At 32.4% G+C, this 13,076-nt stretch carries 13 protein-coding genes; 9 read left to right on the forward strand and 4 right to left on the reverse strand.

Annotated elements, in window-relative coordinates; genetic code table 11:
* Positions 1-108: 108 nt before the first annotated feature.
* From HNV08_RS03735 to HNV08_RS03745, 3 genes are read left to right on the forward strand one after another with little or no spacing between them, the layout of a single operon-like run.
* Positions 109-831 carry a polyprenol monophosphomannose synthase gene (locus tag HNV08_RS03735; RefSeq protein WP_173279831.1) on the forward strand — a complete coding sequence of 241 codons (723 nt, stop codon included), beginning with the start codon at positions 109-111 and terminating at the stop codon, positions 829-831.
* Positions 832-837: 6 nt separating this feature from the next.
* On the forward strand, positions 838-2,181 hold the full coding sequence (locus HNV08_RS03740) for a dihydroorotase (protein WP_173279832.1): 1,344 nt from the start codon (positions 838-840) through the stop codon (positions 2,179-2,181).
* A gap of 1 nt (position 2,182) precedes the next feature.
* On the forward strand, positions 2,183-2,647 hold the full coding sequence (locus HNV08_RS03745) for a DUF4296 domain-containing protein (RefSeq protein WP_173279833.1): 465 nt from the start codon (positions 2,183-2,185) through the stop codon (positions 2,645-2,647).
* On the opposite strand, the gene HNV08_RS03750 is transcribed toward HNV08_RS03745, so the two are convergent.
* Complete coding sequence (locus HNV08_RS03750) at positions 2,637-3,656, reverse strand: NAD-dependent epimerase/dehydratase family protein (RefSeq protein ID WP_173279834.1); 1,020 nt, start codon at positions 3,654-3,656, stop codon at positions 2,637-2,639. The two genes, HNV08_RS03745 and HNV08_RS03750, sit on opposite strands and share 11 nt — an antisense overlap.
* Positions 3,657-3,817: 161 nt before the next feature.
* On the opposite strand from HNV08_RS03750, the gene tyrS reads away from it, so the two are divergent.
* Positions 3,818-5,128 (forward strand): tyrosine--tRNA ligase, encoded by a 1,311-nt coding sequence (gene tyrS / locus HNV08_RS03755; protein WP_173279835.1) that lies wholly within the window; start codon positions 3,818-3,820, stop codon positions 5,126-5,128.
* A gap of 249 nt (positions 5,129-5,377) precedes the next feature.
* Here the strand turns inward: tyrS and HNV08_RS03760 are convergent, their stop codons facing one another.
* Both HNV08_RS03760 and HNV08_RS03765 read right to left on the reverse strand, forming a co-directional pair.
* Positions 5,378-6,358 (reverse strand): LuxE/PaaK family acyltransferase, encoded by a 981-nt coding sequence (locus tag HNV08_RS03760; RefSeq protein WP_173279836.1) that lies wholly within the window; start codon positions 6,356-6,358, stop codon positions 5,378-5,380.
* Positions 6,359-6,490: 132 nt separating this feature from the next.
* A complete protein-coding gene (locus tag HNV08_RS03765; RefSeq protein ID WP_173279837.1) occupies positions 6,491-8,158 on the reverse strand; it encodes a T9SS type A sorting domain-containing protein in 1,668 nt (555 codons plus the stop codon).
* Positions 8,159-8,394: 236 nt separating this feature from the next.
* Here HNV08_RS03765 and HNV08_RS03770 point away from each other — a divergent pair, with 236 nt between their 5' ends.
* Positions 8,395-9,081 (forward strand): response regulator transcription factor, encoded by a 687-nt coding sequence (locus tag HNV08_RS03770; RefSeq protein ID WP_173279838.1) that lies wholly within the window; start codon positions 8,395-8,397, stop codon positions 9,079-9,081.
* Between the two features lie 158 nt (positions 9,082-9,239).
* Positions 9,240-10,124 carry a sensor histidine kinase gene (locus tag HNV08_RS03775; RefSeq protein WP_394353392.1) on the forward strand — a complete coding sequence of 295 codons (885 nt, stop codon included), beginning with the start codon at positions 9,240-9,242 and terminating at the stop codon, positions 10,122-10,124.
* Here HNV08_RS03775 and HNV08_RS03780 read toward each other — a convergent pair.
* On the reverse strand, positions 10,107-11,159 hold the full coding sequence (locus tag HNV08_RS03780) for a glycosyltransferase (protein WP_173279840.1): 1,053 nt from the start codon (positions 11,157-11,159) through the stop codon (positions 10,107-10,109). The genes HNV08_RS03775 and HNV08_RS03780 overlap by 18 nt on opposite strands.
* 100 nt (positions 11,160-11,259) lie before the next feature.
* On the opposite strand from HNV08_RS03780, the gene trmB reads away from it, so the two are divergent.
* The 3 genes from trmB to HNV08_RS03795 are packed head-to-tail and all read left to right on the forward strand — an operon-like array spanning position 11,260 to position 12,899.
* Positions 11,260-11,934, forward strand: coding sequence for a tRNA (guanosine(46)-N7)-methyltransferase TrmB (trmB, locus tag HNV08_RS03785; protein ID WP_173279841.1), 675 nt, complete (start codon positions 11,260-11,262; stop codon positions 11,932-11,934).
* A 2-nt stretch (positions 11,935-11,936) separates the two neighbouring features.
* Complete coding sequence (locus HNV08_RS03790) at positions 11,937-12,566, forward strand: LysE family transporter (RefSeq protein ID WP_173279842.1); 630 nt, start codon at positions 11,937-11,939, stop codon at positions 12,564-12,566.
* Complete coding sequence (locus tag HNV08_RS03795; protein WP_173279843.1) at positions 12,567-12,899, forward strand: MGMT family protein; 333 nt, start codon at positions 12,567-12,569, stop codon at positions 12,897-12,899. It begins immediately after the preceding gene.
* The last annotated feature ends 177 nt before the right edge of the window (positions 12,900-13,076 follow it).

The following is a 13,076-nucleotide window of genomic DNA, read 5'->3' on the forward strand; positions in this document are numbered from 1 at the left end:
CCTAAAACGGTTCTATCTAAAACGTTAATTTCAACTAATAATCCATTAAAAACTTTACTTTTGTTAAAATTCTAAAACTGCTAAATAGCCTATTTTAAAGTTGATTTGATGTCTGACGCCATAGTAATAATCCCTACATATAATGAGATTGAAAATGTAGAATCAATCATTAGAGCAGTGTTTTCGCAACACAAGGCTTTTGATGTGCTCATTGTAGATGATAATTCTCCAGACCAAACAGCAATACGTGTAAAAGAGTTACAAGATGAATTTAAAAATCAATTGTTTCTACTTGAGCGTAAAGAGAAAAGTGGTTTAGGGACGGCTTATATAGCCGGTTTTGAATGGGTTTTAGATAAAAACTATCAATTCGTTTTTGAAATGGATGCGGATTTTTCTCATAATCCGGACGATTTAAAAAGATTATATGAAGCTTGCGCAAACCATGGCGCAGATATTTCCGTTGGTTCGAGGTATGTTAAAGGGATAACAGTTGTGAACTGGCCAATGTCTCGTATCTTATTGTCTTATGGTGCATCGCGTTATGTGAGATTTATTACACGTATGAAAGTTAAGGATTCTACAGCTGGTTTTGTATGTTATAAAAGAAAAGTGCTAGAGGCCATTAATTTAAAAAAAGTAAAGTTTGTGGGTTATGCTTTTCAGATTGAAATGAAATTTAAAGCGCACAAAAAAGGTTTTAAAATTGTAGAAATACCCGTTATATTTAAGGATAGAACAAAAGGTAACTCTAAAATGAGTGGAAGTATTATTACGGAAGCTATATTTGGAGTGATTAGTTTAAAATTAAAAAGTTTATTTGCTAAATAAAAGATTATGAACAGGCAGACTCTTATAAAGAATGCAAAAATTGTTAATGAAGGTAAAATTGTTGAAAGTGATATTCTTATAGAAGGCCATTTTATTAAAGAAATAGACTTATCTATTAGTGTTAAGTCTGCAGACATGACTGTGATAGATGCCGAAGGCAATTATGTAATACCAGGCATGATTGATGATCAAGTACATTTTAGAGAACCTGGATTAACGCATAAAGCCAATATTGGGTCAGAGTCTAAAGCTGCATTAGCAGGCGGAATTACATCGTTTATAGAAATGCCCAATACCAACCCTCAAACCACAACGGTTGAAAAGTTAGAAGAAAAGTTTGCCATTGCAGCAAATAGCTCACATGCCAACTATTCATTTATGTTTGGAGGCACTAATGATAACTTAGAAGAAATCCTAAAAGTAGATCCTAAAACTGTTGCAGGATTAAAGTTATTTCTAGGCTCTTCTACAGGAAACATGCTAGTTGATGATCCAAAAGTAATTGAGAAAATATTTTCGAGTACAGACATGGTAATTTCCGTTCATTGCGAAGATGAAGCCACTATAAAAACAAATTTAGCGACGTATAAAGCAGAATATGGTGACGATATTCCTATGGAAAAGCATCCAATAATTAGAAGTGAGGAAGCCTGTTATTTATCATCGTCTAGAGCTATAGAATTAGCGAAAAAAACGGGAGCAAGATTGCATGTTTTTCATTTATCTACAGGAAAAGAAACGCAACTGTTTTCAAATAAAATACCTTTAAAGGATAAGAAAATTACAGCAGAAGTATGCATACATCATTTGTGGTTTTCTGATGAAGATTATGCTAAAAAAGGGAGTTTTATAAAATGGAATCCGGCAGTTAAAACCTCAAAAGATAGAGATCAACTTTGGAAAGCCTTATTAGATGACAGAATCGATGTTATTGCTACAGACCATGCACCACATACACTCGAAGAAAAAAACAATCCATATACAAAAGCACCTTCTGGAGGTCCTTTAGTACAACATGCATTAGTTGCATTGTTTGAAGCGCATCATCAAGGGAAAATCTCAGTCGAAAAAATTGTAGAGAAAGCCTGCCATAATCCAGCTATTTTATTTGATGTCGAAAAACGTGGCTACGTAAAAGAAGGTTATTTTGCAGATCTTGTCATTGTAGATCCACAAAGCCCTTGGACCGTAAATAAAAGCAACATCTTATATAAATGTGGTTGGTCACCGTTTGAAGGGAATACGTTTAAAAGTAGAATAACGCATACGTTTGTTAATGGCGAATTAGCTTATAACAATTTTAAAGTTTTAGACGTTAAAGCAGGACAACGATTAACTTTTAATAGATAAAATGTTTAAAATTCTCAGCGTAATAATAATATTAAGCCTTTTGGTAATCTCATGTAATAGTGTTGATAAACCTAAAAAGCCAAATAATTTAATTTCAGAAGCTCAAATGTCTGAACTTTTATATGACGTGTACGTGGTTAATGCGGCAAAAGGTATTAATAGAAAATTACTAGAAAAAAATGGTATTGTACCAGAAACATATATTTTAGAAAAACATAATATTGATAGTTTGCAATTTGCTGAAAGCAATTTATATTATAGTTTTAATACGGAAGTTTATAAAGGTATCATTGAAAAAATTAAGAAAAGAATAGAGACAGAGAAAGAGGCTTATGAAGCCATTAGAAATATTGAAAATAAAAAAGACAAACGCAATTCAGACTCCATAAAACAAAAGGCTAGAAGACATAAAGATTCAATTAAAAGAGTTATTGATAGTGTTGGTTTTAAAGGGCTTAACTCTTAAGGTCTCTGAGATACATCTTACCAATATTTTTTATGGTTGTATCCATAGGAATAAATTGAAAATCAAATAAAGTTTTAAATTTCGTATTATCATATTTCTTAACGCTAAGTATAGATTTAGCGGTAAGTTTAGTTAAACGCCTAGGCTGACGTAACACCATACTTTTTAACCAATCTAATCGCCATACAATATTTATTAACCAGGACTTAGCCTCTTTTTTAGGAGGATTAACATCTAAAGCATTGGCCGTTTTAGTAAAAAAGGATTTATAACTTAAGTTTTCAGAAACAACAATAAAGTTTTCATTTTTAGTGTTGCTATTCATTAATAAAAGCATGGATTTTACGACATCAATTACATCTATAAATCCAGTAATGCCTAGCGTGTAATACGGAAGTCCTTTGTGAATTCTATGAAATAAGCTACTACTTCCTTTGCTATGCCAATAACCAGGTCCTAATATAATACCAGGATTTACAATAACAGCATTTAAACCTTCTTGTGTTGCTCGCCAGACTTCTAATTCAGCACCATATTTTGTAATGGCATATATACTGTTGTCGTAATCGGCATTCCATTCTGTTTTTTCGTTTATAAGCAGTTCCGGATTAGCATGATGACCAATTGTTGCAATTGAGCTAACATAGCACAATTTTTCTACATTAAAACTAATACATAAGTTCACAATGTTGGCCGTGCCTTTAATATTAATTTTGCGTAACAATTTATAATCACTTGGTTCAAAAGATACAAATGCCGCACAATGATACACATGTGTGATATCTTTAAAAGCAGACTGAAGTTGTGGAATATCATTTATGTCTGCTTTAATCCATTCAATTTTATTAAACATTATCTCAGCAGTGTCCGTATAGTAAGAAAAGACCTGTTTTACTTTAGAAAGCGTTTTTTCAGTTCTATAAATTGCTCTTACAGAAGCATTGCTCTGCAACAGCTGAAAAAGTAAATGCGAGCCAACTAAACCTGTACCTCCTGTAACTAATATCATTAAGCGAAGGTACTAAATCTTATGCTTAACCCAATGTTAGAACTTTGTTAATAAGGACAAGCCTAATTGCGTTGCGGATTGTAAATTGAATTAAAATTGTCTTTTGTCTTTAACATCGGAAACATATCTTTGTGCAATTAAAATTTGAAACTAAATAAGCAATGGCAAACAAGTTTGTAGACGAATTACGTTGGAGAGGTATGGTACATGATATCATGCCTGGGACTGAAGAACAATTAGATAAGGAGATGACAACTGCGTATATCGGTTTTGATCCTACTTCAGATGCCTTGCATATAGGGAGTTTAGTGCCTATTATTTTGTTAGTTCATTTAGAGAGAGCTGGTCATAAGCCAGTGGCTTTAGTTGGTGGTGCAACAGGAATGATTGGAGATCCATCAGGTAAAAGTGATGAAAGAAACTTGTTAGACGAAGCAACACTAGCGCATAATGTTGCTGGTATAAAAAATGTATTATCACGTTTTTTAGATTTTAATTCTACTAATGAAAATGCGCCAGTTTTAGTGAATAATTATGATTGGATGAAAGACTTTAGTTTCATTGATTTTGCTAGAGACGTAGGTAAGCGTATCACTGTAAATTACATGATGGCTAAAGATTCTGTAAAAAAACGTCTTAGTGGAGACGAAGGAAATGTTGGGATGTCATTTACGGAGTTTACATATCAATTAATACAAGGTTATGATTTTCATCATTTGTATAAAACAATAGGTTGTAAATTACAAATGGGCGGAAGTGATCAATGGGGAAATATCACAACAGGTACAGAATTGGTTAGACGAATGCATGATGGTGAGGATCAAGCAAAAGCTTTTGCTATGACTTGCCCTTTAATTACCAAAGCTGATGGGTCTAAATTTGGAAAGTCTGAAGGCGGAAACGTTTGGTTAAATGCAGATAAGACTTCGGTATTTAAATTCTACCAGTTCTGGTTAAACACCACAGATGAAGATGCAGAAAAATATATAAAAATATTTACATTTTTAGATAGAGAAACCATTGAAGCACTAATTGTTGAACATAAAGAAACACCCCATTTGCGTTTGTTGCAAAAACGATTAGCAGAAGAAGTTACTGTTTTTGTGCACAGCCAAGATGATTATGATAATGCTGTGAAAGCCTCTAAAATATTATTTAGTAAAGATTTTAAAAATGAAATTAAGCAACTACCAGAATCTTTATTTTTAGACGTGTTTGAAGGCGTAAAACAAGCTGAAATAGCTGAGTCAGAATTTAAAGAAGGTATAGATATGATTGGTGCATTAGCTGCAAAAACTAATTTTTTAAATTCTAATGGTGATGCAAGACGTGCATTAAAAGAAAATGCAGTTGCAGTAAATAAAGAAAAAGTAAAGGAAGATTACATATTGTCTTCTGAAGATTTAATCCATGATAAATACATTATTATAAGTAGAGGAAAGAAAACGAATTTCCTTTTAAAAGTGGTTTAATTAAATATAAACTAACGCATAAGGACCTCACTGTTTTGTAGCAAGTGAGGTCTTTTTTTATCGTTAAATTCTGAAGTATTAGTTAAGAAATTAATTTTTAGGTTTAATAAAGGTTATAAATAAAAAAAGTGCCCAATATAATATTGAGCACTTTCTAACCAATCAATCAACTATTGAAAATCTTTCTTTTTCATAGCACTTAATAAGTCGTTAGTATGTTTTTGTCCTTACAAAAAATTTAAAATAATTTTAAAGTGCCATTAAATTACAGCCTCTAATGTCAGAGTTATCAAACCTTCCAATGATTCCAAAATGACCGTTATTGTAGACTTTTCCTAGATCTTGAGTAGCAATAAACGAGCAAGAATTAATATTTGCTAAATCAATAACATTGATGCCGCCTGTTTTGTTTGGTTGTTGTATGGTAAGTGCGTCTTCAGTATCTCGCGTTAAAATTTTCATCCATGGCGGACATTCAAAAACACCATTTCCATTAGAGTACGCTTGGCTTAACAATTCTGTCATGCCGTATTCACTATGTATATGGTTAACATTAAACCCATTCTGAAGAATTTGATGTAACTCTTGTCTTATAATTTCTTTTCGTCTGCCTTTCATGCCACCAGTTTCCATAACTGTGGTGTGTTTTAAATTAAGTTGGTAGGCTTCAACTAAATCTAATAAGGCAAAGGAGACACCAATAAGTAATGTTTTCTGCTGTTTACCTTCTAAGGATTTTAAAGTATTGGCTAAATCATCAAGATTATTGAGATAAAAGCCACTTTCTGTTTGATTAGATTTTTCAATTAAATCATTTACCATATAGATTAAAGAAGAACCGTCACGTTCTAAATAAGACGGTAATAAAGCTAAAACAACGTAGTCTTCAATTTCTCCATAGAAGTGTTTAAACGCTTTTAAATAACTCGTTTCGTATAGTTTTAAATCTGTAACTAAATGTTTACTTGTTATGCTTCCCGTTGTTCCAGAACTTGAAAACGTTTTTTCAATAGTATTAGACGTACTAAGAACGTCCTTTGTTTTAAAAAACTGAATGGGTAAAAATGGAATATCTGAGACCGCTTTAATATCAGATGGATGTTTGTAGAGTAGGTCGCAAAAAGAGCGGTATACTGGATTGTTTTCAAATTGAAATTGAAACACTTTTAATGCCAACGCTTCAAATTCTACATCAGTTTTTATATTAAAAATGTCCTCTTTAATGATCATTGTGCAAAAATAGACAAAGAAGTGATTTAAACTTTTCTTTTAGCCATAATTTAAAGTTGCCTAATCCATAACGCATAAAAAAAGCGTAACTCTATTCATTGAGTTACGCTTTTTGTTTTATTACAATATAGCTTAGTTAATTACTAATTTCTTAGTAGTAGAAGCATTGTTTTGAGTGATTTTTACGATGTAAACACCAGATATTAAGTTAGAAACATTTAACGTATTGTTTGTTAAAGTTTGGTTTTTAACTTCTTTACCTAAAATATCAAATACCTGTACAGCTATGACTTCGTTATTCGTTGAAGAAATAGAAACAGAACCTGTATTCGTTGGGTTAGGATATAAGCTAAACGTATTTGCGTTGAAGTTGTTAACACTCAATGGAGCAGCAATATCACTAGCATATCTTGGGAAAATTTGGTAAACACCATTAAATTCACCACCTAAACCTGTGATGCTAGAAACTGTAGTTGGGATTGCAGTACCAATAATATCTTCATCACCAAAAGCAACTCTAGCTACTGTGACATCAGCACCATCTGCTACGTCGTAATTTGTGTTGTCAGTAAAAGAACCTGTATCTGAAAACGTTACATTGTTTAATGTAATTAATCTACTTTCATAGACTTCACCATTGTTAATTAATTCTGAAGCACTAACTACTATAGGTGTTAAAACAGTACCAGTAGAAGAAGCGGCAGCAATGTTTTCACTAGGTACAAACTGAAGTGTACCAGCATATTCAGTAAGCTCTCCAGTTAAACCTGTGATACCATCACCGATATTAAAAACTGTAGATAATGTACCTGCAGTATCATCTATTAAGATACCAGCTCCACCATCTTGAATGTACTTTTGGTTTCTAGTACCTTCAGTGACGATATAAGAGATAATAGCTTCACCAGTTAATTCGTAAAAACTACCAACAGTTCCAGCACGTAATGCGGTTATATCAGCGACTTGATTTTCTGAAGCCACAGAAAAAGTTATTGTTGTATTTACAGCAGGACTAATAGGTGTATGACTATTGTCAACTAATTCCATATATACTACATAAGTTCCACCGTTTGCTACAGCAATAGTCTCATCATTAGTATCGTATTTCATAGGTTGTGCAGCACCATTTACTGTCCAATGAATATGTCCATCAAAACCACCAGATGTTGCTCCAACACTAAAGTTTAATACGCTTACAGATAAATTTACACTAGTTGTACCAGGATCAATAATGTCACCATCAGCAGGTGATGTAATTGTTAAAGTAGGTGTAGTAACAGCTTGCTCTACAAATGAGAAATCATCCCAATATACAACTGCAGATCCATAAGATCTTACTTCAAAATAAAAAGCAGCCGCAGTAGCAGGTGCCGTTAAAGTTACAGTATATTCTGCCCATTGATTTCCGTTAGTGTCAAAATATCCGTTATCTGGACCTCTTAATTCAGCCGCATTATCAGTTATGTTAGTATCAGAAGCATCTCTCCAATAACTCCAAATTCTTGCATCAGTATCATCACCAGATTCAACTTTATACCATAAAGAAATAGTATACATGTTTCCTGGAGTAATACCTGAAACAGTTTGGCTTAAATCTTTTGTTCCATCTGCTGTATGTTTAGCAGCATTAGCACCTCCATGAAATTCTGTAGTTTCTTGAGTGATATTCTCAGCTTTTGTCCAACCGTTTGGAGTCGTTGTATCCGTCCAAGTTTCAAAATCTCCGTTTACTAATAAATTCTGTCCAAATGAAATGGAAGATATTAAAACGGCAATAAATAGAAAGTAAATTTTCTTCATAATTGAATTTTTATAAAAGTTTAGATTACAAATATAACAACAAATCTCGTTTTTTAAGAATCTGAATAGTTAATACTTATCAAGTTTACATTAACTTAATATGGTAAAAATCAGGTGCTTTTGAAATACAATGAGTTAAGATAGCAATGTTAGGTAATTGTTATCAATTTAGTATCTTTAGATGGTATACAGAGATATATTTTATATTTACCATTCTTAAAATACAAAACAGAGCTTTGAAAAAGAAAGATATTAAAATACTATTAGTAGATGATGAACCAGATATTTTAGAAATAGTTGGTTACAATTTGTCTTCAGAAGGTTATCAAGTTATTAAAGGTGAAAATGGTCTTGAAGCTATTGAATTGGCGAAGAAAAATAAGCCGCATTTAATTATTTTAGATGTAATGATGCCAAAAATGGATGGTATTGAGGCTTGTGAGCGTTTAAGAGAATTACCAGAATTAAGTGAAACTATCATTACGTTTTTAACAGCAAGAGGAGAAGATTATTCTCAAGTTGCTGGTTTTGATGCTGGTGCAGATGATTACATTGCTAAACCTATTACGCCAAAAGTATTAATCAGTAAAGTGAAGTCGTTGTTGAGACGATTAAAAAATACTGAGGAAATAGCAGAATCAATTGTGAAAATTGGCGACTTGGTAATTTATAAAGAAGAGTATAAAATAACTTTAAACGGTAAGGAAATAACGTTGCCTAGAAAGGAGTTTGAATTGTTATCTTTGTTAGCAACCAAACCGGGAAAAGTTTTTAAGCGCGATGAGATTTTAGATAAAGTCTGGGGAAATGAAGTCGTTGTTGGCGGAAGAACCATAGATGTACATATTAGAAAACTTCGTGAAAAAATTGGCGATAAATCGTTTAAAACTGTCAAAGGTGTTGGTTACAAGTTTGTAGACTAATGCAGAATACTACCATAAAGAAATCTTATAAGTTTGCACTGAGAACAGCGTTTTATATCACGTTGTTTTCAACGGTGTTAATGACCTTTTATGTATATTACTTTCATACCATTACTTGGCAAGTTGCTTTTTATCCTTTAATTTGTTTTCCCTTATGTATGTTAATTATACAATATAGAGTAGAACGCTTTATTTACAAACGGGTTAAAAAAATATACGACGACTTAACACTTCTAGAATCTACAAGCCTACGGCAACAACCCATAACGACAGATATGGGAACCTTAACTAAAGAAATTGATAAATACGCTAAGAACAAAAAGATTGAAATAGAGACCCTAAAGGTTAGGGAAGAATACAGGAAAGAATTTATTGGAAATGTCTCACACGAGCTTAAAACTCCATTGTTTACAGTTCAGAGTTATTTACTCACCTTGTTAGATGGCGCCATTGATGATGAAAAGGTCAAAAAAAAGTACCTCACTAGAGCAAGTAAAGGTGTAGAACGACTTACCTATATTATTAAAGATTTAGATATGATCACGAAGCTAGAAGTTGGTGATCTCAGTCTTAAAAAGGAAAATTTTAATATCGTTCAATTAGTTCAAAATGTTTTTGACCTGTTTGAAATGAAAGCTGCAAAAAAGGACATAACGTTAACTTTTGATATTGATTATAATGAACCAATTATGGTCTATGCAGATAAAGAAAGAATTCAGCAAGTGTTAACAAACCTCATTGTAAATTCTATAAAATACGGACAAGAAAAAGGGACAACAGAGGTAAGTATTGAAAATCTTATAAAAAACAAAGCAATTATTAGGGTTACAGATAATGGAGAAGGTATTGCAAAAGCGAATCTTCAACGCTTGTTTGAGCGTTTTTATAGAGTAGATAAAAGTGGGTCTAGAAAAGAAGGAGGTTCTGGTTTAGGGCTATCTATTGTAAAGCATATTATTGAAGCGCATGAAGAAAAGATATATATAGAAAGCGAACTTGGTGTCGGTAGTGAGTTTTCTTTTACCTTAGAAAAGTCCAAATAAATTGTTGTGGTTGAGTTCAAAATCTTCAAACTTAAACCCTGTGTAATCTTCAATATTAGATAATAGTTCTATGCGAAATTCGTGCTGTTGGCAATAAGGAGCGATGCCTTCATTTTGAAACTTTTTTGCTAAATACTCTTGTTCAAATTGCCCTGGTGTTGGTATAAAAAACGCTTTCTTTTCTAATTTTGCCAAATCCATTATTGTTGTGTAGCCTGATCGGCTTAGTATAATTTTACTTTGGTTAATAGCCATTTCAAGCGCTTGGCTTGTCATAAAATTATAAACCTCAATATTTCCAATAATTTCTTTTTTCTGCGTCGCTTCTACTTTACCTTTTACAAAAAGAACCTTGCCGCTAAATGTAGTTAATTCTGTTAATAGTTTTTCTTCTAGAAATGTACGTTGCGGTTCAGGACCAGATAATAGAACTAATAAATCATAACGGGTTTCGATATCTATTTTTTTAAATCGCGATAATGGTCCTAAGTATTTTAAGGCAGCATTAAAATGATTTACATGCCCTAATTTGCCACTTAAATTGTGGATGCCAATATGATCAGGAACCCAACATTCGTTAAATTTCAGAATTATTTTTTGATGGAGTTTGCTACTTATCCATGTAGTGTTACCACTTAGTACGCGTAGCTGATGCGTCATAAAAACAGATGGAATGGATTTGTGTCTTACCCCAAATCTATTATCTGAAATAATACCAGAAATTCCCTCCGTTTTTACCAATTCGTCTACACGTTTTTTTTCTTTTTTTATGGTTTTTAATACATGCGGAGAATCTTTTAATAATTTGGTTTTAAAACCTTTTGCCTTTTTAGAGTAAGTTATATTATACGACGGAAGCTCAAAAGTAGTAAGCTCAGGGAATTCTTTTTTTAATAACTCAAGCGCAATACCATCACTTGCAATAATGGGATCAAAATTATGTTTTATCAACGCTTTTATTATAGGAATACACCTGGTAGAATGTCCTAATCCCCAATTTAAAGGTGCAACTAAAATTCTTTTTTTTAAATTCAACAGACGTTAGTGTTTATAATTTTGGATTAGATGGTATTTAACAAAGATAAACCTAAAATGTTTGCTTAATTTTACCAAAATATTAATAAATCTATAACTAGTGGGAAGTAAAAATAAACAGAAACGCTTTAGAGAAAATGAAACCTTTCATAATGTATATCAGCCAACTCGCGAGGAATTAGTTGATGCCACCTATAAACTAAAAGGAAAATGGAGATCAGATGTGTTTAAAAACAATAATCCGTTAGTTTTAGAGCTTGGATGTGGTAAAGGAGAATATACGGTAGGTTTAGCCAAACGATACCCAACAAAAAACTTTATTGGTATAGATATCAAAGGTGCGCGTTTTTGGAGAGGCGCAAAAACAGCGATAGAAGAAGAGATTCCTAATGCCGCCTTTATAAGAACTCAAATAGAATTAATTGAATCTGTTTTTGAAGAAAACGAAGTAGATGAGATATGGATTACATTTCCAGATCCTCAAATAAAATACCAACGTACTAAACACAGAATGACCAATTTACAGTTTTTAGAGCGTTACAAAAAAGTACTAAAACCTGGTGGATTGATGCACTTAAAAACCGATAGTGAGTTTATGCATGGCTACACATTAGGACTGTTACACGGATCTGGTGATGAGGTATTATATGCTAATCATAATGTTTATAAATTAGAGGGTAGTCCGGAGGATGTTACAGAAATTCAGACTTTTTACGAAAATCAGTATTTAGAAAAAGACAAAGCAATTACGTATATTAGATTTAAAATAAACTAATCTTGAGCATTACCGTTATTTTCTTTCTAGGGCTTCTTGTGGCAATAATTGGTGTTGTGCCACCAGGACTGCTAAACATGACAGCAGCACGAATTAGTTTAAAAGAAGGCGCAGGCCGAGGTATTATGTTTTCAACAGGTGTGTGTATTGTTGTGTTTATTCAAACTTATTTGGCTGCGATTTTCGCGAGGTATTTATCAAAAAATCAAGATATTGTAGAGATACTTCAGCGTGTAGCATTTGTGATTTTTGTATTAATTACCATTTATTTTCTAGTATTAGCATCAAAACAAAAACCAGCCAAAAAAGAAACGGAAATTAAAAGTAAACATGGCAGATTATTACATGGTATGTTGTTGTCTGCGCTTAATGTTTTTCCTATTCCGTATCAAGCCTATATGACCATTACTTTAGTTTCTTTTGGGTGGATGAATTTTGAAAGACTAAGTATTGTTACATATGTCACGGGAGCGGCAACAGGTACATTTGTGACGTTGTATTTTTATATTTTCTTTTTTGATAAAATTAAAGATCGCAATTTTACGTCTCAAAAAAGTATGAATTTAAGTATAGGAATCATTACTGGTATTGTAGCCTTAATAACATTTATAAACATTATAAGAGAATTATAAATGAAGCCTGAAACTTTAGGATTTTTTGAAAAAGTGTACGAAGTTGCCAAGCAAATCCCTGTCGGTAGAGTTACATCTTATGGTGCCATAGCTAAATATTTAGGTGCCAGTAAAAGTGCGCGAATTGTAGGATACGCAATGAATGGTTCTCACGGAAAAGACGTGCCTGCACACCGAGTTGTAAATAGAAAAGGACTATTAACAGGTAAGCATCATTTTGAAGGTACCAATCTTATGCAACAGTTATTAGAAAGTGAAGGAATTGAAGTCATAGAAAACCAAATTCAAAATTTAGAATCAGTGTATTGGGATCCGGTTAAGGAACTTAAATAGTTGACGTCTTACTCATGTTTTTTATGCATAGAATTAAAGAGGGTATTTAATATTCATAAACTAAATCCATCTATTATACAATTCAATTTAACTACTTCAAAATCTAGATTTTTAGCAGTATCTTTGCGTTTAGAATTAATCTTAATAAGAAAATAGAATCTTTACGTAAAGCTCTAA

It is taken from the genome of Winogradskyella eckloniae (genome assembly GCF_013249045.1).
GTDB lineage: Bacteria > Bacteroidota > Bacteroidia > Flavobacteriales > Flavobacteriaceae > Winogradskyella > Winogradskyella eckloniae.

Excerpts from the sequence above, each read along its gene's own strand:
- HNV08_RS03735 (WP_173279831.1), top strand. The coding sequence starts at position 109 with ATGTCTGACGCCATAGTAATAATCCCTACATATAATGAGATTGAAAAT.
- HNV08_RS03740 (WP_173279832.1), top strand. The coding sequence starts at position 838 with ATGAACAGGCAGACTCTTATAAAGAATGCAAAAATTGTTAATGAAGGT.
- HNV08_RS03745 (WP_173279833.1), top strand. The coding sequence starts at position 2,183 with ATGTTTAAAATTCTCAGCGTAATAATAATATTAAGCCTTTTGGTAATC.
- HNV08_RS03750 (WP_173279834.1), bottom strand. The coding sequence starts at position 3,656 with ATGATATTAGTTACAGGAGGTACAGGTTTAGTTGGCTCGCATTTACTT.
- tyrS (WP_173279835.1), top strand. The coding sequence starts at position 3,818 with ATGGCAAACAAGTTTGTAGACGAATTACGTTGGAGAGGTATGGTACAT.
- HNV08_RS03760 (WP_173279836.1), bottom strand. The coding sequence starts at position 6,358 with ATGATCATTAAAGAGGACATTTTTAATATAAAAACTGATGTAGAATTT.
- HNV08_RS03765 (WP_173279837.1), bottom strand. The coding sequence starts at position 8,158 with ATGAAGAAAATTTACTTTCTATTTATTGCCGTTTTAATATCTTCCATT.
- HNV08_RS03775 (WP_394353392.1), top strand. The coding sequence starts at position 9,240 with ATGTTAATTATACAATATAGAGTAGAACGCTTTATTTACAAACGGGTT.
- HNV08_RS03795 (WP_173279843.1), top strand. The coding sequence starts at position 12,567 with ATGAAGCCTGAAACTTTAGGATTTTTTGAAAAAGTGTACGAAGTTGCC.